Raw genomic sequence first — 18,573 nt, forward strand, 5'->3', positions numbered from 1 at the left:
CTTCAAACATCAATGAGTATCGACATGATCAAGCTCGTTCGCTCAAGCGCCATCGCGGCGGCATTTCTCATCGGCATTGCGCCTCTCGCATCGTTCGCGGATGCCGGTCCGCATGACGCTACCGCTGCGTCCGCCATCAAGGGTCGAGTCGCGGTCGGTCCGCAATACGATACGACCCACGTCTACGTCGCATCCGCCGATGTCGATACCTTCGTGCAGAGCTTTCTCGCGACCTTCGGCGGCAAGGCATCGCAGAAGGCGGTTTTCACCGTGACGCCCACGCCGAGCAAGACGGCTTCGCAATACGTGCAGACGCCCGTGGGCATGCTGTCCGTGTTCGGCTTCGAAACGCCCGTGCCTTATCCGTTCGGCAACGAGCGCACGGGCTATCTCGTGACCGATATCGACGACGCCGTGAAGGCCGCGCGCGCGGCGGGCGCGGACGTGATCGTCGAACCGTTCGACGACCCCATCGGCAAGGACGCGATCATCCAGTGGCCGGGCGGCCTCGTCATGCAGCTCTACTGGCACACCAAGGCGCCGAACTACGCGCCGCTGCAAAGCGTGCCCGACAACCGCGTCTATGTCTCGCGTTACGAAGCGAATAACTTCGTGCGCCGCTGGCTGCGCTTTTCTCACGGCAAGGTGGTCTCGGACAATGCGCGTGCCGATGCGGGCGCGATCGGCAAACCGGGCGAGACGTTCCGGCAGATTCGCATCGACTCGAATTTCGGGCGCATGGTCGTCTTCGTGACCGATGGCAAGCTGCCGTTTCCGTTCGGCAAGGAAACGACCGGCTATGGTGTCGATGACCTCGCCGCGACCCTGCAACGTGCGCAAGCGGCAGGCGCGAAGGTGCTGGTCCCGCCTTATGCGAGCGCAAGCTACAAGACGGCGATGGTCGAGTTCCCGGGCGGATATATCGCCGAAATCCACGATGGCCGCTGATCGTTCCAGACGCTGCCGTGCGCTGCGTTCGCTGCGTATGTTCTTGATCGGCACGGGGATCGCGGCGGCGCTGCCCGTATCCGCGGCGGATACGGCGCTCGGCAGCGCAGGCGACGATACCAACGCCAGCGCCGCGCCGGGGGCATCGTGCGCGCGGCCGGCGATCAAGTTCAATCGCTGGCAGGAAGACTGGTCCGTGCTCGGTCTGCCTTGCGTGCCGAAACGCCCGCTCGACGCGCTCAAGTACATTCCGCTGTTCGGCAATCCGGATGCGTATGTGTCGCTCGGCGCGGTGCTGCGGGAACGCGTCGAGATGAACGACGCGCCGCTCTTCGGCTTAGGCTCCGGCCGCGACGATACCTACGTGCTGCAACGTCTCGAAGTCCACGCCGATGTGCATCTCGGCCCCTATGTGCAAGTGTTCACGCAACTGGAAGACGCGCGTCCGTATGGCAAGGACAACGTGACCTCCGTCGACAAGAATCCGCTCGATCTGCGTCAGGCGTTCATTGCGTTCACGCATCCGCTCGCGGGCGGGCTCGTCAAATTTCGCGCGGGGCGGCAGGAGATGGCGTTCGACTTGCAGCGCTTCGTATCGGTGCGCGACGGCCCGAACGTGCGGCAGGCTTTCGACGGTTTCTGGGGCGACTACGAGACCGGTCCGTGGCGCTGGATCGCCTATGCAACGCAGCCGGTGCAGTATCGCTTCAACACGGATTTCGACGATGTCTCCAATCGTCATCTCACCTTCAGCGGCGCGCGCGTCGAACGTCAGGGCGTGGGGCCGGGCGATCTGTCCGCGTATTACTCGCGCTATAACCGCAGCAATGCGCGCTTTCTCGATGCCAGCGGCGACGAGCATCGCGATGTCTTCGACATGCGATACGCGGGCAATGTCTCGCATATCGACTGGGACGTGGAAGGCATGTATCAAAGCGGTCATGTCGGCGAGAAGACGATCAGCGCATGGGCCGTGGGTTCGCTCGCCGGTTACACGTTGGCGGCGGCGCCCTGGACCCCGCGTCTGGGCATTCAGATCGATGCCGCCTCGGGCGACCGTCATCCGGGCGATGGGCGCGTCGGCACGTTCAATCCGCTCTTTCCGAACGGCTATTATTTCACGCTCGCGGGCTACACGGGATACACCAACCTGATTCATATCAAGCCGTCGCTCACGCTCAAGCCCAACAGCAAGCTCTCGCTGCTCGCGGGCGTCGGCTTGCAATGGCGTGAGACCACCGCGGACGCCGTCTATGGACAAGGCTCGGCGGTCGTGCCGGGAACAGCCGGGCGCGGCTCGCGCTGGACCGGCTTTTATACGCAAGTGCGCGCGGACTATAACGTCGCGGCGAATCTCGTGGCCTCGGTCGAGGCCGTGCATTTTCAAGTCGGCTCGTCCTTGCGCGATCTCGGCGCGAGCAATGCCGACTACGTGGGCGCCGAACTCAAGTTCGGCTGGTAAAGCATTCGATGGAGCCTGAGTCATGAGCGATTCCGATCTACCGAGGCCGTTCGGGCGTGCCGCGACGCCATCCGAACTCGAAGTGCCTTTTTCCTCGCTTGAATTTCGTCAGCACCAGATGTTTCCGCGTCTCTCGGATACCGAGATCGAAAGCGTGCGGCGTTTCGCGCGGCCCATGTCGTTCAAAAAAGGCGACATGATCTTCGAAACGGGCAAGGTGGCGCTCGGTCTTTTCGTGTTGCTGAAGGGGCGCGTGCGTATCTCTTCGCGCGACAGCTTCGGGCGCTCCACGCTCGTCACCGAACACGACGACGGGCATTTCATGGCCGAGATGGCGCAACTCTCGGGCAAGCCCGCGCTGATCGACGGCGTCGCGCTCACCGACGCCGAAACGCTCGTCATCGAACCCGACAAGCTGCGCGCGCTGATCGTCGCCGACGCGCAACTCGGCGAGCACATCATGCGTGCGCTGATCCTGCGGCGGCTCGGATTGATCGAGCAGGGGCTCGGGCCGATCATCGTCGGCAATGGAGACGATGCGCGGCTGATCCGTCTGCAAGGCTTCCTGCGCCGCAACGCGCACCCGGCAACCGTGGTCGATGCCCGCACCGATCCCGAAGCGGTGACGCTGCTCTCCGGCATGACGACCGGTCCGGACGACTTCCCGCTCGTCTTCTGCCCGAACGGCTACGTGTTGCGCGCGCCGGACGAGGCGCAACTCGCGTCGTGCCTGGGACTCGTGCCGGCGTTCGAGCCTTCGCATATCTACGATGTCGCCATCGTCGGCGCGGGACCGGCCGGGCTCGCGGCGTCGGTGTATGCGGCCACCGAAGGGCTTTCGGTGGCCGTGTTCGATCAGCGCGCGCCGGGCGGTCAGGCGGGCGCGAGCGCGCGGATCGAAAACTATCTCGGCTTTCCCACCGGCATCTCGGGCCAGGCGTTGGCGGCCCGCGCGTTTCAGCAGGCGCTCAAGTTCGGCGCGCACCTCGCCATTCCGGGCAAGGTGACGTGCGTCACACCCGAGAACGACGTCTTCGTCGTCACGCTCACCGATGGCCAGCGCGTGAGCGCACGCACGATCGTGGCGGCGAGCGGCGCGGCGTATCGCAAGCCGGACGTCGAGGACTTCGACCGCTTCGAAGGGCGCGGCACGTACTACTGGGCGTCGACCATCGAGGCGCGGCTCGTCAAGGGGCAGGACATCGTGTTGATCGGCGGCGGCAATTCGGCCGGTCAGGCGATCGTCTTTCTTGCCAACTTCGCGCGCAGCGTGCGGGTGCTCGTGCGCGGCGAAAGCCTGAGCGCGAGCATGTCGCGGTATCTGATCGACCGCATTGCTTCCCTGCCGAACGTGATGCTCTGCACGCGCTGCACGTTGAGCGGCCTCGAAGGCGACGAGGCGGGCCTCACGCACGTTCGCGTCCATCATGCGGACGAGGCGCGTGACGAGGCCATCGCGACGCGGCATCTGTTCCTCTTCATCGGCGCGGACCCGGAGACGCGCTGGCTCGCGGCGAGCGGCGTCGCGCTCGACAACCGCGGCTTCGTGATGACGGGATCGGGTCGCACGGAACACGGCACGCGGCTGCGCTTCGCGCTGGAGACGAGCGTGCCGGGCATCTTCGCGGTTGGCGACGTGCGCTCGGAATCGGCCAAGCGCGTGGCTTCCGCGGTCGGCGACGGCGCGGCGGTGGTCAGTCAGATTCATGCGTATCTGAGCTTGTCGGTCACCGCCGATTAATAACATTTAAGGACGATTAGCGCGTCTGCCGATTTATGCGTGGCTATGCTTCGTGAGAACCGGTGCGTGCAAGGGAAACGCTCATGTCGAAGTGGAGAAGTCTCGGATGCCTCGTGCTTTGCGTCAGCGCCTTCATGACGACGGACGCGGCATTCGCCCGCGCGCCGATGGTCGGCACGCAAGGGCCGGGCTTTTATCGCCTGATGCTCGGGCGATTCGAAGTCACGGCGCTGTCCGACGGCACGCATCCGTTTCCCATCGATACGGTGGTGGAGGGTGTATCGAAGAAGGAAATCGCCGAGGACTTGCGGCGCGATTTCCTCGATGCGCCGGTTCAAGGCTCGATCAACGCGTTCCTCGTCAACACGGGCGCGAAGCTGATTCTGATCGACTCCGGCGCGGGCGTGTTGTACGGCGCGTGCTGCGGCCGGATGATGGCGAACCTGCGGGCGGCGGGGTATCGGCCGGAAGACGTCGACGAGATTCTGCTCACGCATCTGCATAAGGATCACGTGGGCGGCGTCATCGTCGATGGCGCGATGGCGTTTCCAAACGCCGTGCTGCGCGTGAACCGGACCGAGGCGGACTACTGGCTCGATGCCGCGAACAAGCCGAAGGCGCCTGCGTTCCTCTCGACTTTCTTCGATGCCGCGAGCGCATCCGTCGCGCCTTACGTGGCGGCGGGCCGTTTCGTGCCGTTCTCGGGCGATGTCGAACTCGAACCCGGCATTCGCGCCATCGCGACGCCGGGTCATACGCCGGGACACACGACGTATCGCATCGAAAGCGGCGGCAAGACGATGCTCGCGTGGGGCGACGTGATCCACGTGGCGAGCATTCAGTTGCGCAATCCGCAGGCGTCCGTCGAGTACGACACCGATGCACCGGCCGCGCGCCGTTCGCGTCGCGCCGCGCTCGATCTCGTGGCGCGCGAGGGCGATCTCGTGGCGGCGGCGCACATCGCGTTTCCGGGTTTGGGACATGTGAGAAAGGAGGGCGCCCGCTACGAGTGGGTGCCCGTCAACTACGAAGGCGATCCGGGCCATTGACGCGCCCGGCGCCTGACCACGCGGAGATGCGCGATGCCAGAAGCCCTCGTAGCAGAACGTAGAACCCTGCCGCCGCGTGCCGCAAGAGGGGCGGAGGTGATCGCGAATCTCACGCGCGGCGCGGTCTGGACGCATGTGATCGATGCGCTGCAAGGCGGCAACGACATGGCGCATCGTGCGGCGCTGGAAGCTTTGAAGCGCATGCGCGGACGCGAGACGCAGCCGTTTGCGGACCATGCGCGCATCGAGGTGCTGGAGCGCCTGTCGTCGAGAACCATCGCGATTCTCTGGCAGGACGCGACGCGTTGCCGCTATGCGGATCAGGTCTGGGTGCGTTGCCAGGCGCGCAAGATTGGCCGTTGCGCGCTCACGGGCGCGGGGATCGTACGTGGCGATATCGTCTACAAGCCGCAACGGCGCAGCGCTTCGTTGGGCAATGCACGCGCCATGATCTTGGCTTCCGCGTTGCCCGACTAGGTTCGACGCTGCGCCGCATGTACAAAACGCATGTGCAAAATTATTGAACGATAAGCCCGGTTTTTTCCAAACATGGGAGAAGGCGGGTGCTCTATGCTTCGGGGGCACTTTCCGGGCGCCAGAATTTGGGTGCGGCGCCGGGGCTACGTTCAAACCTTCATATGCTGGACCATTGCGCATGATTCGCATCGGACCGCTTCAGGTGGATCTCGAGCGTCGGCAATTGCTGCTCGATGACGAACCTGTTCGACTCGGAAGCCGTGCGTTCGATATTCTCGCCGTGCTCGTGGCCGCCGACGGCGCGCTCGTCTCGAAGAACGACCTGCTCGCGGCGGTATGGCCGGATACGCTCGTCGAAGAGAACAATCTGCAGGTGCACATGTCGGCGCTGCGCAAGGTGCTGGGCGCGAACCGCGTGCTGATCCAGACCGTCTCGGGACGCGGTTACCGGCTCGTCAGGACGAGGCAACCGGCCGATGCGCCCACGAGCGTCGCCAACGCCGGCGTTGCACACAACCTGCCTTCGAATACGTCTCCGCTCGTCGGACGCGATACCGCCATCGCCGATATCCTGCTCGCGCTCGAAGCGGCGCGGCATGTGACGCTGATCGGCGCGGGCGGGATCGGCAAGACGCGGCTTGCCATCGAAGCCGGACGGCGCTCGCTCGACCGCTTCCCCGACGGCGTGTATCTCGTTTCGCTTTCGCCCGCGCAAGATTTGCCAAGCGTGCTGGCGGCGTTCACCGGCACGCTCGGCATCAATCCGGCGGCGGGGTCGCGCTCGCTTGCCGTCATCGCGCAGGAATTGCGCGAGCGCCGCATGCTCGTCCTGCTCGATAACTGCGAACACGTTCTCACGCCTGCGGCGAGTCTCGCCGATGCGCTTTGCACGGTGAGCGATTCCATTCGCGTACTGGCCACGAGCCGCGAACCGCTCAAGGTGGTGAGCGAGCATCTTTACTGGGTCGCGCCACTCAGCGTGCCCGCGCCAAGCGCCTCGGGCGTCGACATAAAGCGATGCAGCGCCGTGCAACTGTTTCTGGCTCGCGCGCGCGCCATCGACCTGCGCTTTTCGTGCGATGAACGCAGTATGGAACTCATCGGCACCGTTTGCCGGCGGCTGGACGGCATACCGCTCGCCATCGAACTGGCTGCATCGCGCGCCACGATACTCGGTGTCGAAACGCTTGCGGCGCATCTCGATGACCGCTTTCGCATGCTCACGGGCGGCAATCGCACGGCGCTTCCACGGCATCAGACCTTGCGCGCGACGCTCGACTGGAGCCACGCCTTACTCGATGACGCCGAACGCACGACCCTGCGCCGTCTCGGCATTTTCGTGGCGGACTTTTCGATGGAAGCGGCGGTCGCCATCGTCGGCGACGATGCATTGCGCGAGTTCGATGTGATCGCGGCGGTATCGGGACTCGTGGAGAAATCGCTCGTCGCACGGCAGACGGGGAATGGCCGCGCGGCGTATCGTCTGCTGGAATCGACGCGCGCCTACGCCTTGCAAAAACTCGATGACAACGGCGAGCGGCAACGCGTATCGCTCGGTCACGCCAATCATTTCGCGAGTCTTCTGAACGACGACGCGCAGCATGGCGGCGGACATCACTCCGAAGGCTGGCAGCGGCGCATGCGCGACATGCTCGGCGACCTGCGCGCCGCGCTGACATGGACGCTTTCGCCCAAAGGCGATGCCATTTTGGCGGAAACGCTGTGCGTGAAATTCGTCTCGCTGCTGTTCGAACTCTCGCTCGTCGAGGAATGCTGCGTGTGGGCGCGGCGCTCGCTTGCCGCGCTGCAAACCGGACGCGAGGCGGAAGCTTTCTCGCATCGCTGCATGCGCGTGCGGATGCGTCTGCAGGCGGCGCTTGCTGCCGCGCTCGTCTATGTGCATGGTCCGGACAAGGAGACTCGCGCGTTGTGGTCGGAGGTGCTGGCGTTGTCGCTGGCGCTGGCGGATCGCGTCTTCGAGGCGCGCGCGCTCTGGGGCATGTGGAACGCGAGCCAAAGCGCGGGCGAAGTGCGCAGCGCGTTGTCGTTCGCCCGGCGCTTTGCGGCACTCGCCGCCGATTCGCAGACCACCGACGCCGAGCCGGAATCGACCGATGTGCTGCTCGGCTACCGGCTGCTCGGCATTGCTTCCCACTATGCGGGCGAACAGGCGAAGGCGCGGGCATCGCTCGAACACTTTCTGCAGCATGCGGCGCGCTTGCAGACGCGTATGCCGCTTGGGAGATCGGTCGATCAGCGGATCGTCGGGGAGGCCACGCTTGCGCGCGTGCTCTGGCTGCAAGGCGCGCGCGACGAGGCGCGGCGGTTGGCCGAAGCGTGCGTCGTGGATGCATGCGCCGCCGAGCAGGCTATCGTGACCGCTTATGTGCTGATCGAAGCGCGCATCCCGCTGGCGTTGCTCTCGCGCGAACGGGAGGCGGCGCGGCAGGCTATCGACATGCTGCTTCGGATTTCGATGCGCACGGGTTTGAACGTTGCGCAGGCGTGCGGCGCGGCATTCGACGCGTACCTGATTTCGCTCGATGACATCACGCCCGACGTCCTTCAAGCGTTCGACGCGGCCTTGAAGGAACTCGATACGCTCGGCTTCAACGCGCCGCGCTCCATGCTTGCCGCGCAATATGCGCGTGCGCTCGGGCAGGCGGGACGGCACGGCGAAGCCATCGACACGACCGTGCGCGCGCTCAAGCGTTGCAACGACAACGGCGACGCGTGGTATGCGAGCGAACTCTTGCGCACGCAGGGCGAACTTCTGCTGATGGGGCCGCCGGGCGAGGCCGTGTCGCTCGATGCGGAAGTCTGCTTTGCGTCCGCGCTGGAAACGGCGTCGATGCAGGGTAGCGATTCGTTCTATCTGACCGCGGCCACGAGCTACGCGCGTCACTTGCATGTGAGCGGCCGCAACGCGCAGGCGATGACGGTGCTGGAAACGGCGTGCGCGCGCTTTCCGCAATGGCGCGAGTGGGACGATTTTCGCGCGGCGTTGCGCCTTTTGAACACGCTCAAGACCGCGTGCGATTCAGCGGATTCGGCGGATTCCGCGGATTCGAGGGAAGCGCGGCGCTGAGTCATCTGCTTGCTCTGGCGCGCGAGTTGGACAAACTTGTGCGCGGCTTCGTGCCCTCTGAATACGCTAAGAACGCGTTCGATTCGGCGCATTCGATGGAAGGCGGCGTTGAGCCGATCTCACGCGAGCGCCATGCGGCGATGCGTCCGCCGCACGCCTTTCAGAACCGCATCGCCATCACGCGGCCGCGATGCGTTGATGCGCGGCTTCATCGATCAGGTCCGGGCGATCGAGCTGATCGACCCACCATTGCAGCGCGCGTCCGACGCGATCGCTGCGCCACGCGAGATAGAAGTACGTGATATCTCGCATGCCGATGACTTCCTTGCTGATGAGCGTGCCGCGCCGGAGATGTTCATCGGCGAGACATTCGGGAATGGTGCCGGCCGCGATGCCTTGCAACTGCGCGTGCAGTTTGGCTTCGAGCGACGGCACGGTGAGCACTTCCTGATTCGGCCCGATGGCGATGGTGCGCGGCGCGAGTTCACGCGAGGTATCGCCGATGGCAACGGCGCGGTGCTGCGCGACGGTATCGGCGGAAAGCGGCCCTTTTGCCGACGCGAGCGGATGATTGGGCGCGACCACGAACACATGCTTGAGCGAGCCGATTGGCTTGGCGATGAGATCGGGAATGAGCGGCGGCTCGCCTGTCGCGCCGACGACGAGATCCGCGCGGCGCGTGAGCAGCGCGTCCCACGAACCGCCGAGCACTTCCTTGGAGAGCACGAGGCGCGTGTCGAGCTTGAGACTGTAGAAGGCGCTGACGGGCTTCCACAACATGTCGAATGGAATGATTTCGTCGATGCCGAGCCGCAGTTCCGTTTCCCAGCCGTGCTGCACGCGTTTGGCTTTGCGTTCGAGATCGGCGGCGGCTTCGAGCAAACGGCGGCCTTCATCGACGACGAGGCGTCCTGCCTGCGTGAGCGTCGCGCGCCGCCCGGTGCGGTCGAAGAGCGTCACACCGAGATCGAGCTCCAGCTTCTGAACGAGATACGTCAGCGACGAGGGGACTTTGTGAAGCGCTTCCGCCGCTTTTGCGAAGGTTCCGGTGCGGTCGATGGCGTCGAGGGCCTGGAGGACTTCGAAGGAGAGGTTCATGGGGAGCATCGGTATCGAAAGGAAAATCCCCTCAAAACGTCTCCACCCAAGGCCGAACCTCGATCTCCCAGGACCACGCACTGCGATGCTGTCGCAGCAAATCCAGATAAGTTTGCGCGATGGCATCCGGATTGAGCGTGCTGTCGGGCTTGTCCACGGGATCAGGCCGATGCTCCGCCCGCACGCCGCCATCGACGACGATATGCGCGACATGAATGCCCTTCGGCGCCAGTTCGCGCGCCGCGCTCTGCGCAAGACCGCGTAGCGCGAACTTGCCCATCGCGAAAGGCGCGGAGAGCGCAAAGCCCTTGATGCCCGCTGTCGCGCCCGTCAGCAGAATGGCGCCTTTGCCCGCCGGCGTCATGCGCTTCGCCGCTGCCTGCACCGCGTAGAACGCGCCCAACGCCGTGACGCCGAGCGCTTTCCCGACCTCCGCCGGATCGAGTTCCGCAATGGGACCGCGCACTCGCCCGCTCGCGTTGTACACGACGATCTCCGGCGCGCCGATGCGCGCTTCGGTTTCCGCAAAGAGCCGCTCGACCTGAGCGGGATCGGCGGCATCGACGGTCAGGGCGATGGCGCCGGTTTCATCGACGAGCGGCTTCAGCTTGTCGATGTTGCGCGCGGCAATCACGACCGGCAGACCGGCGTCGCGCAAAAGCCGGGTGAGCGATCCGCTGATGCCGGAGCCCGCTCCGATGATCAACGCGTTGCGGTAGGGCATCTCGGTCATGGTTTCTTCGCCTAAGAGAGCATGGTTCGGTTCGGTTCTGGCGTCGAGGCGCCAGAGCCATGACGAGCATCATAAATGTTGATCGCCAATCGCGCCCGCCCGCACCGAGGCATCAAGGCAAGTGATTGCCGCCTGTCACACCATAGACTTCTCCAGTCACGAAACTAGACTCTTGCGATGCAAGCAGCACGTAAATGGGCGCGAGTTCGGCGGGCTGACCGGGCCGCTTCATCGGCACTTCGGAACCGAATACCTCGATCTTGTCCTGCGGCTGGCCGCCGCTCGATTGCAACGGCGTCCACACCGGGCCCGGCGCCACCGCATTCACGCGCACGCCCTTCGATGCGACCTGCTTGGCGAGTGCATGCGTGAACGCAGTGATCGCGGCCTTCGAAGGCGCATAATCGAGCAAGGACGGGCTCGGCTGATAGCTCTGGATGGACGTCGTATTGATGATGGTCCCGCCCGGCGGCATATGCGGGAGCGTCGCCTTGCACAGCCAGAACATCGCGAAGACGTTCGTGCGGAAAGTGGCTTCGAATTGCTTCGTCGTCAGTTCGTCGATGGTTTCCACCGACGTTTGCTTGCCCGCCACGTTGACGAGAATATCCAGTCCACCCAGCTCGGCAACCGTGCGGCTGACGAGATCGCCGCAGAAGGTTTCGCTGCCGATGTCGCCTGGCAGCGCCACGGCCTTCACGCCTGCCGCCTGCACGAGTTCAAGCACTTCGCGCGCGTCCGGCTCCTCGGACGGCAAATAATTGAGGACGAGGTCCGCGCCCTCACGCGCAAAGGCAATCGCCACGGCGCGGCCAATGCCGCTGTCGGCGCCCGTGATCAGTGCGCGGCGGCCCTTGAGACGGCCGAACCCTTGATAGCTTTCCTCGCCGTGATCGGGACGCGGCTTCATGTCCCGAGCGAGGCCGGGCGCGGACTGCGGCTGGCGCTCGAAGTCGGGACCGGGGTACTGCTTGAGCGGGTCCTGCATCGTGTACTGGTTCTTCGTTGCGGTCATCGTTTCGTTCCTTACTTGCAAAAAGGGATGAGTGTTCGCGGCGTCATTTCAGGGCGCTTATTCTGGATTTAGCGTACGCGACGGTTACGGCTCGGCTCTGCAATGGCCATGCCTAGCGACAGCGGTAGTCGCTCGTAGCCCGATCCACAGTCTTCCGATGCATGTGAAACGCACCGCGGCCGTGCGCTTGCGCACAGTCGTCCGAGAGAAAGTCCGTCCCGGCACGCCGCCTGCTTGTCATAACTCAAATGCTGCAACGGAGAGAGCCATGAGATTCGCATTTCTTCAAAACGTGGACTTCGAACGCGTGTCATTCGACATGGGTCGCCAGTTTTCCCAGTTTCTGAAGGGAAAAGGTCTGGTCGATGAGGAAAGCGCTGCCCAAAGGAACATCGATTCCGCCGACGTATTCGGCGCGGTCGACGACAGCTTTTCCGAAGCGGTCAACTTTCGCTTCAATGTGCGTGGCGTGGAACACCGCGGAGCCGTCACGCACGACGCCTTGCGCGATCGTCACGGCGTGCCAGGTGTGTCCGAGCCCGAACTCGCTCTGTTCATCAGGCATGCGCCGGCAATCGGCCGGGCGGCGATGATCAAGCAGGCGCGCAGCCGATCCGGCTTCGTCGTGCTGGAAAGTGGCGATCTATGACAAGACCTCGTTGGTCGGACTGGTATCGCGGCAATAAGCGTTGTTGAGGGTATTCACAATTGCCGGGGCTTCGACTCTAAGTAGCGCGTCGGCGCCGGTTCGTAGCCAATCATGGAGAAGACATGGAAGATCATAAGGAACAGGACCGCATTCGCCGCCGCGCCTATGAACTATGGGAGCGAGAAGGCAGCCCCGATGGACGTGCCGAAGAATTCTGGGAGCAGGCACGCACTCAACTGGAAGCCGAGGACCCGGATAGTTCCACGAGCGACGAACCTGCCACGGCCAGCGCCATGCAAGGCAAATAACGTCTCTTCGCAGGCAAGGCATCCGATGCGTCACGCGGCGCATCGGAGTTCGATTGACTAGAATACGGGCGCAACGCGTTCTCTCAATCGGACCACACAGACTCCATGCTCGCAGCGCTAGCCACCTTGCTCGTCTTCCAGTGTCTGGGCGAAGGCGTCTCCTATTTGTTCAGCATTCCCGTTCCGGGACCTGTAGTCGGCATGCTCATGCTGCTCGGCTTTCTTGCGATACGTCCGCAGGCCGCCAACGCGCTCGAACCCACCGCGCTCGAAATACTCCGTCATCTTTCGCTACTCTTCGTGCCTGCAGGCGTCGGCATCATGGTGTCGGCGAAAGCGCTGAGTGGCGACCTCGTCGCGGTCGTCGTGGCCATCGCGGTTAGCACGACGCTGGCGATTGCGGTCACCGCGCTCGTCATGCGTGCGATGCTGCGCCGACAGCGCCGCCTCTCCAACGATACGAAAGGCGCCGCATGACCGCGATCCCACGCCTCGGAGGTATTTGGGTCTATCTGGCGGCCACGCCGCTGCTCGGGCTCACGATCACGCTGCTCGCTTACCTCATTGCGCAGCGCATCTACGCAGCCTTCAAATTCAATCCGCTGGCAAACCCGGTGTTGATCGCGGTGGCGATCGTCGTCGTCGTGCTAAAGACCAGCAACACGCCGTACGACACGTACTTCGACGGCGCGCAGTTTGTGCATTTTCTGCTCGGACCCGCGACCGTCGCGCTCGCGTTGCCGCTTTACCGGCAGCTCGCGAATCTGCGGCGGCTCGCGTTGCCGATCATCGTAAGCCTTGCGGCGGGCTCGTTGACGGCGATCGTCTCGGCGGTGTCGGTGGGCGCGCTCATGGGCGCATCGCGCCAGACGGTGGCATCGCTTGCGCCGAAGTCGGCTACGACGCCTATCGCCATGGCGGTTGCCAAACAGGTCGGCGGTTTGCCGTCGCTCACGGCGGTGCTGGTGATATCGACGGGCGTCTTCGGTGCGGTTGCCGCGCGGGGCATCCTCAACCTTCTCCGTGTGAACGAAGTCGAAGCGCGCGGGTTTGCGCTCGGCGTGGCGTCGCACGGCATCGGAACGGCGCGCGCGTTTCAGGTGAGCGAGGAGATGGGCGCGTTCGCCGGGCTTGGAATGGGGCTGAACGGTGTGTTCACGGCGTTCGTCGTGCCGGTGTTGTTGCCGATGCTGGCGCGGTTTGTTTGATGCGGTATCGACGGACTAAGGCCCGGTTCTGACCGCATGACCCGGCGCCGCAATCGCGCGCTGTGCGAAGTCTATGAACGCATGCACCTTCCGCGAATGACGCCGGTTAGGCAGGTAAGTCGCATAGACGAAAGCGTCGCCGCCTTCCGGCGTGACCTGCGCGCCGTCGAACAAGGCAGTCAACGATCCGTCGCGTACCGACGCCCCGATGAGCCATTGCGGCAGCAGAGCGATGCCCAGCCCGCCGAGCGCCGCGCCCGCGAGCATGTCGAGATTGTTCGTCAACAATTGACCGCCGACATCGACGGATTCGGTTCTGTCAGGGTAGCGGAATACCCACTTCTGCCGGTTGCCGGGCTTATACGCAAACCGCAGACAGTCGTGTGCAACGAGTTCCGAAGCTGCGTGTGGATGGCCTCGCCTCTGCAAGTACGCCGGACTTGCCACGACGCATCGCGCACTGTGGCCGAGCCGCTTCACGATGAGACGAGGGTCGGCGGTCGGCACGCCAACGCGCAAGGCCAGATCGATCTTCTCGCTGACCAGATCCATGTGACTGTCAGACACGACCAGTTCCAGGTTCACGCGCGGATGCTGCCGTAGAAACGTCGCGATATGCGGGGCGATATGCAGCCGGCTATAAGTTGCCGATACGCTCACGCGCAACGAGCCCATGGGATCGATACCGGTGTCGATGACGCTATCGTCGGCGCCCGCCAGATCGGCCAGCACCTGGCGCACTTGCTCGACGTAGGTCACACCGGCGTCGGTGAGCGTGACGCTGCGCGTCGTGCGTGTCAAAAGCGACGTGCCGAGCGACGCTTCGAGTCCGTCCATCAGTCGCATGACGGAAGACGTCGTCTTGCCGAGTTCATGCGCGGCTGCCGTGAAGCCGCCGGATTCCGCTACCGCCAGCAAGGTTCTCAATGCCAACAGCTTGTCCATGTGCTCTCTATGAGTTCGACGCCGCGACCTTCGAGCGTCGCTGACAGTGTACTCATCCAGAAAGAGGAGGGCAGACTCGGTGCATCGAATGATCGCGTTCAGAACTTGTGACGAATGCCGAGCGTCACCACGAGCTGACGCTTGCTGCTCGACGGTCCGTAGCCGAGCACGGTGGCGTGCGTGGCATCGCCCGCAGCTTGCTGGGCGAAGGCGAGCATGGCGATATCCGTGCGCTTCGAAAGAATGTAATCCACCGTGATGTTCAGTTCGTGCCACATCGGCGACTGGTCGGGATTGTCGTATTTTCCGCGCGTGAAAACGTAGGCGGTGCCGATCAGCAAGTCGGGCCGAATGTTGTAGTTGACGCTCACGTTGAAGTTTTTCAGATTCAGATGACTCTGGTCGAGATAGCTGTAATCCACGTTCGTGAACATTGCGCCTAAGCGAAGCGGGCCTGCTACATAGAAGCCGCCGGTGCCGAGAATTCTTTGTTTGCTGGCATAGGCCTTCGAAGGCAACGCGCTGTGCGTGAATAGCAGGTACGTGGGCGAGTAATCGTTGTCGACGGCGCCCGTTTGGTTGGTGTTGCTGTAGGGCGAATCGTACTCCGCATACGCAACGTTCCAGTTGAAGGGACCGTGGTCGTATCGGAGGCCGAGGCTGAAGGCACGATTGTCCGCAAAGCCGCCGGATGAGTTGCTGAAGCCATACAAGGCAGTGGCCTTGATACCGTGGAAGTCCGGGCTCGCATACTTCAACGAATTTTGGATGCGAATATTGTTGAAGGTGTTGTCGCTATCGCCAATACTCCCGAGCCAGCTCCATGCCGTATTGGGTCCCAGATAGTCGACGACGGCATCGTACTGACGGCCAGCGGTAAGCGTACCCCACGCGTCGCTCGAAAGGCCGACAAAAGCCTGTCTGCCGAACCCGCGGCCGTTGTTGCTCAATGCGCCGTTCAACGCATTGAAGCCGTTTTCTAGCGTGAATACTGCCTTCAGGCCCGAGCCGAGATCTTCGATCCCACGCAGTCCCCAGCGCGGGCTCTGATTTTGTCCGGTGATGGCCTGATACGTATGATGACCGGATTGATTCGGCGAATAAGCGACGCCCACCGATATCAACCCGTACAACGTAACGCTGCTTTGCGCATGCGCAATCGGGACTTGCAGGCCAGTCAAAAATCCTGCCGCAACAGCGAGGTGCTTGAACTTCACGTGATACTCCATGATTTTGGCGCGACAAACGGGCTCGTCATGGTCGCGACGATCGATATCGGCAATACGAAATGGGTCGATGCGGTTGTCCCACCCGTCACGGTGAGACGGACGTGGGCGTCGGGCTAAAGGCCGGTCACTGCCTTTGCGCCGTTTGCGATGTCGGGAAGCTCAAAGCTGCACGGACGCGCGGCGGATCTCCCGTTCTCCGTCGCTCGTTCTCACGCCGAGCGCATAGAGTCCCGAGGTCTTGCCGTTGTAACGAATCTCGAACGGGAAATCGGAAGGTCGTGCAATCTCGCCGAGCCACTTGGCCAGCGCGCTTTCGTCTTCGCCGATCTCGATCCAGTCGAGACCTTCGCCGCGTACGTTTCCGGTTCCCGGTTCCACGGGCAGACTCGCGGTATGCGGAGCGTTACCGGGCTTGAAGTACAAGTTTGGCTTGCCAATAGGCCACGCTGTCATCGCGCTGGGCGTTTGCAGCGCAAAGCCGCGATTGCCGTTCATCATCTGGCGCCCGGCATCCTTGCCGGTCGTGCTTTCATCGATCACTGTTCCGTGATGCCGGGCGAACGCTTTCAGTTCATCGAGCGAATCGGTCCGCAGGCACCAGCCGACGAAACAGTCGCCATTTCGTGTTTGTTGCTCGAAAAACCTTGGCAGAGGTTGATCGCGCTGGAGAACGGTGTGATCGACGATTCCTTCCACTTCGATATAAATATCCGGCGCGAGCGGTACGACTTTATGGCCGATGCCGTAGAGTGGAAAAAAGCCGCCGTCGTAGTTGCCTAAGCCGGTTTCACGGCTGAGCCGGAACGTGGCTTCATAGACGTTGAGCGCTGCAAGGCAGACATGGTCGAAGTGGATCATTGCGTCATTCCTGATGAAGTGGTGTGTACTCGTTATGTGACTGCTCAATCGGTCGAGGTCAGTCCGAAGTTCTCTTGCCGGTGCGCGGCAGCGGTGCCGTCGTAACGTGGCAGCAAGAGGAAAGTAAAGGCGGCGCCAGCGGCCAGCGCGGCGCACAGCACGAGCGCCGGTTGATAGCTGCCGAGACGATCCGCGAGCCAGCCGATGCCAAGCGGGCCCACACCGGCCGCGATGCACAACGAGCCGTACTGCCATGCATAAGCGCGTGGAAACATGCGCAACCCGAAGTAGCGAGTGCACATATAAGCGACCAGATCGATCTCTCCGCCGAATGCCCAGCCGACCGTGAAGGCATAGAGCGGTGCAAAGGCGAGGCCGCCCAGTTTGAGCGACAGCACGCCGCCCATCCCGACGAGGCAGGAGAACGCCATGAGGCGCGGCGCATGCACGTGGTCGGAGAGCCAACCGACGATCAGGCGCACGCAGATCGTGCCCACGCCGATCAGGCTCATATACTTCGCCGCCGAGGTCGGTGTCGCACCGAGTTCGCGAAGCATCGGCGCCATGTGCTGCGCGCTGCCTGCAACGAATAGCGTCGACAACGTGAAGGCCACGAACATGAGCCAAAAAGTCCGGCTTCGCTTGACCGCGGCAAACTCCTTCGCCAGCGCTTTCGGATCGGCGACTTCGGGATTGTTTGAAGCGTTCGAGATGTCTTGCTGATTGTCCCGAAGGATCAGGAGCGAGACGGGTGCACCAATAGCCGCGATCGCCGCGAGCATCAGATAACCGGCATGCCAGCCGGATCGGGCGATCGTCATGGCGATGATCGGCGGCAAAATGGCTCCGCACAGTCCCAGCCCGACTTGTGTCAGACCCAGCGCGAATCCGCGACTGCGGTCGAACCAGCCGCTGATTACCCGTGTGAACGTGAGGCCGCTCGTGCCGCCGCCGAAAAATCCGGCCAGGCCCACGAGCACGATATACGCGATGGGCGTGGAGATGAACGCCGCCATCCCTGCAAAGCACGCAGCCAGAGCGAGGGCGCTGCCTGCTGCGGTGCGGGCGGCGCCGAAACGCGAAAGCAGCCGTCCCCACATTTGCAGGCCGATGGCGAGTCCGAGCGTGAATGCCAGATAGCCCGCGCCGTATTGCGTCTTCGTCAGGCCGACCGCACTTTGCAGGTCTTTGGCGAACAGGCCGAGATTGTAGGAGCCCAGGCCGATTACGCCAATTCCAAGGCCGACGGTCGAGCCGATCAACTGCGCCCATCCGCGTCTGAATTCGCCTGGTGTGTTCGTTGAGACATTCATGGAAGCAATCGCCAATTATCGGTTGATCAATAGAAGTTCGGCACGACGCGTAAATGTGCGCAGCGTTGAGCGTTCAGCAAGGCAGACAGCTCAAGATGGAACAGAACTCACGATTCCACTTGAACCGGAGGACCCGGTGTATCTCCACTTGTTATGTAGCTTATTGATGCCAAAAAAATTGATAAACGGGGCTTCAAGGCAACGCAGCATTGCATTCGCTGCCATGCAGAGGGGTTGAAGCGGCGCGGAAGCAGGCGCGCCAATGCCGGCAGAATAGGGACGTGAAGAAGAAAGACGGAGTCGCGGCGGCAACTCAAGCATCGCCCACCGCCCCATTCTTTGCAAAACCGTTCCTTAAACGCACGGCAGCGTCGCTGACTATACGAAGGTCTATAAAAATCCACCTCGGTCGTGATCCGGCAATCCCCACGGATAGCTTTTTACGCAGCGAC

17 protein-coding genes are annotated in these 18,573 nt (G+C 63.1%); 10 read left to right on the forward strand and 7 right to left on the reverse strand.

From position 1 onward, the window contains the following. The first annotated feature begins 12 nt into the window (after positions 1-12). The 6 genes from NCT03_RS22225 (at position 13) to NCT03_RS22250 (ending at position 8,765) form a co-directional block, all read left to right on the forward strand. On the forward strand, positions 13-948 hold the full coding sequence (locus tag NCT03_RS22225; protein WP_502800404.1) for a VOC family protein: 936 nt from the start codon (positions 13-15) through the stop codon (positions 946-948). Then, positions 872-2,410, forward strand: coding sequence for an alginate export family protein (locus NCT03_RS22230; protein ID WP_502799784.1), 1,539 nt, complete (start codon positions 872-874; stop codon positions 2,408-2,410). Before NCT03_RS22225 ends, NCT03_RS22230 begins: the two co-directional genes overlap by 77 nt. A gap of 22 nt (positions 2,411-2,432) precedes the next feature. After that, on the forward strand, positions 2,433-4,151 hold the full coding sequence (locus tag NCT03_RS22235; RefSeq protein ID WP_244831214.1) for an FAD-dependent oxidoreductase: 1,719 nt from the start codon (positions 2,433-2,435) through the stop codon (positions 4,149-4,151). 83 nt (positions 4,152-4,234) lie between these two features. Further along, entirely contained in the window at positions 4,235-5,200 is a 966-nt protein-coding gene (locus NCT03_RS22240) for an MBL fold metallo-hydrolase (RefSeq protein ID WP_502800405.1), read from the forward strand. Between the two features lie 33 nt (positions 5,201-5,233). Continuing rightward, a complete protein-coding gene (locus NCT03_RS22245; RefSeq protein WP_244831215.1) occupies positions 5,234-5,677 on the forward strand; it encodes a DUF3331 domain-containing protein in 444 nt (147 codons plus the stop codon). 178 nt (positions 5,678-5,855) lie between these two features. Continuing rightward, positions 5,856-8,765, forward strand: coding sequence for an ATP-binding protein (locus NCT03_RS22250; RefSeq protein ID WP_250493941.1), 2,910 nt, complete (start codon positions 5,856-5,858; stop codon positions 8,763-8,765). Between the two features lie 177 nt (positions 8,766-8,942). Here NCT03_RS22250 and NCT03_RS22255 read toward each other — a convergent pair whose 3' ends face one another. From NCT03_RS22255 to NCT03_RS22265, 3 genes are all read right to left on the reverse strand, one after another. Further along, entirely contained in the window at positions 8,943-9,863 is a 921-nt protein-coding gene (locus NCT03_RS22255; protein ID WP_250493942.1) for a LysR family transcriptional regulator, read from the reverse strand. 31 nt (positions 9,864-9,894) lie between these two features. Then, positions 9,895-10,596, reverse strand: coding sequence for an SDR family NAD(P)-dependent oxidoreductase (locus NCT03_RS22260; protein WP_250493943.1), 702 nt, complete (start codon positions 10,594-10,596; stop codon positions 9,895-9,897). A gap of 112 nt (positions 10,597-10,708) precedes the next feature. Further along, entirely contained in the window at positions 10,709-11,611 is a 903-nt protein-coding gene (locus tag NCT03_RS22265; RefSeq protein WP_250493944.1) for an SDR family oxidoreductase, read from the reverse strand. A gap of 268 nt (positions 11,612-11,879) precedes the next feature. Here NCT03_RS22265 and NCT03_RS22270 point away from each other — a divergent pair, with 268 nt between their 5' ends. From NCT03_RS22270 to NCT03_RS22285, 4 genes are all read left to right on the forward strand, one after another. Then, positions 11,880-12,260, forward strand: a complete 381-nt coding sequence (locus NCT03_RS22270; RefSeq protein ID WP_250493945.1) for a hypothetical protein — start codon at positions 11,880-11,882, stop codon at positions 12,258-12,260. Between the two features lie 122 nt (positions 12,261-12,382). Beyond that, a complete protein-coding gene (locus NCT03_RS22275) occupies positions 12,383-12,568 on the forward strand; it encodes a DUF2934 domain-containing protein (RefSeq protein ID WP_250493946.1) in 186 nt (61 codons plus the stop codon). A gap of 105 nt (positions 12,569-12,673) precedes the next feature. After that, entirely contained in the window at positions 12,674-13,045 is a 372-nt protein-coding gene (locus tag NCT03_RS22280; RefSeq protein ID WP_250467901.1) for a CidA/LrgA family protein, read from the forward strand. Next, positions 13,042-13,776, forward strand: a complete 735-nt coding sequence (locus tag NCT03_RS22285) for an LrgB family protein (protein WP_250493947.1) — start codon at positions 13,042-13,044, stop codon at positions 13,774-13,776. Before NCT03_RS22280 ends, NCT03_RS22285 begins: the two co-directional genes overlap by 4 nt. Before the next feature lie 15 nt (positions 13,777-13,791). Here the strand turns inward: NCT03_RS22285 and NCT03_RS22290 are convergent, their stop codons facing one another. From NCT03_RS22290 to NCT03_RS22305, 4 genes are all read right to left on the reverse strand, one after another. Then, on the reverse strand, positions 13,792-14,721 hold the full coding sequence (locus NCT03_RS22290; RefSeq protein ID WP_250493948.1) for a LysR family transcriptional regulator: 930 nt from the start codon (positions 14,719-14,721) through the stop codon (positions 13,792-13,794). Positions 14,722-14,819: 98 nt separating this feature from the next. Further along, a complete protein-coding gene (locus NCT03_RS22295; RefSeq protein ID WP_284503407.1) occupies positions 14,820-15,950 on the reverse strand; it encodes a porin in 1,131 nt (376 codons plus the stop codon). Between the two features lie 159 nt (positions 15,951-16,109). After that, complete coding sequence (locus tag NCT03_RS22300; protein WP_250493950.1) at positions 16,110-16,808, reverse strand: VOC family protein; 699 nt, start codon at positions 16,806-16,808, stop codon at positions 16,110-16,112. Between the two features lie 44 nt (positions 16,809-16,852). After that, positions 16,853-18,121, reverse strand: a complete 1,269-nt coding sequence (locus NCT03_RS22305) for an MFS transporter (RefSeq protein WP_250493951.1) — start codon at positions 18,119-18,121, stop codon at positions 16,853-16,855. Between the last annotated feature and the right edge of the window lie 452 nt (positions 18,122-18,573).

The sequence above is a fragment of the Caballeronia sp. GAWG1-1 genome (assembly GCF_023631465.1).
GTDB lineage: Bacteria > Pseudomonadota > Gammaproteobacteria > Burkholderiales > Burkholderiaceae > Caballeronia.

Coding starts and splice junctions, on each gene's coding strand:
- NCT03_RS22230 (WP_502799784.1), top strand. CDS start 872: ATGCGAGCGCAAGCTACAAGACGGCGATGGTCGAGTTCCCGGGCGGAT.
- NCT03_RS22275 (WP_250493946.1), top strand. CDS start 12,383: ATGGAAGATCATAAGGAACAGGACCGCATTCGCCGCCGCGCCTATGAA.
- NCT03_RS22305 (WP_250493951.1), bottom strand. CDS start 18,121: ATGAATGTCTCAACGAACACACCAGGCGAATTCAGACGCGGATGGGCG.
- NCT03_RS22265 (WP_250493944.1), bottom strand. CDS start 11,611: ATGACCGCAACGAAGAACCAGTACACGATGCAGGACCCGCTCAAGCAG.
- NCT03_RS22225 (WP_502800404.1), top strand. CDS start 13: ATGAGTATCGACATGATCAAGCTCGTTCGCTCAAGCGCCATCGCGGCG.
- NCT03_RS22300 (WP_250493950.1), bottom strand. CDS start 16,808: ATGATCCACTTCGACCATGTCTGCCTTGCAGCGCTCAACGTCTATGAA.
- NCT03_RS22235 (WP_244831214.1), top strand. CDS start 2,433: ATGAGCGATTCCGATCTACCGAGGCCGTTCGGGCGTGCCGCGACGCCA.
- NCT03_RS22280 (WP_250467901.1), top strand. CDS start 12,674: ATGCTCGCAGCGCTAGCCACCTTGCTCGTCTTCCAGTGTCTGGGCGAA.
- NCT03_RS22255 (WP_250493942.1), bottom strand. CDS start 9,863: ATGAACCTCTCCTTCGAAGTCCTCCAGGCCCTCGACGCCATCGACCGC.
- NCT03_RS22285 (WP_250493947.1), top strand. CDS start 13,042: ATGACCGCGATCCCACGCCTCGGAGGTATTTGGGTCTATCTGGCGGCC.
- NCT03_RS22260 (WP_250493943.1), bottom strand. CDS start 10,596: ATGACCGAGATGCCCTACCGCAACGCGTTGATCATCGGAGCGGGCTCC.
- NCT03_RS22245 (WP_244831215.1), top strand. CDS start 5,234: ATGCCAGAAGCCCTCGTAGCAGAACGTAGAACCCTGCCGCCGCGTGCC.
- NCT03_RS22270 (WP_250493945.1), top strand. CDS start 11,880: ATGAGATTCGCATTTCTTCAAAACGTGGACTTCGAACGCGTGTCATTC.
- NCT03_RS22290 (WP_250493948.1), bottom strand. CDS start 14,721: ATGGACAAGCTGTTGGCATTGAGAACCTTGCTGGCGGTAGCGGAATCC.
- NCT03_RS22240 (WP_502800405.1), top strand. CDS start 4,235: ATGTCGAAGTGGAGAAGTCTCGGATGCCTCGTGCTTTGCGTCAGCGCC.
- NCT03_RS22250 (WP_250493941.1), top strand. CDS start 5,856: ATGATTCGCATCGGACCGCTTCAGGTGGATCTCGAGCGTCGGCAATTG.
- NCT03_RS22295 (WP_284503407.1), bottom strand. CDS start 15,950: ATGGAGTATCACGTGAAGTTCAAGCACCTCGCTGTTGCGGCAGGATTT.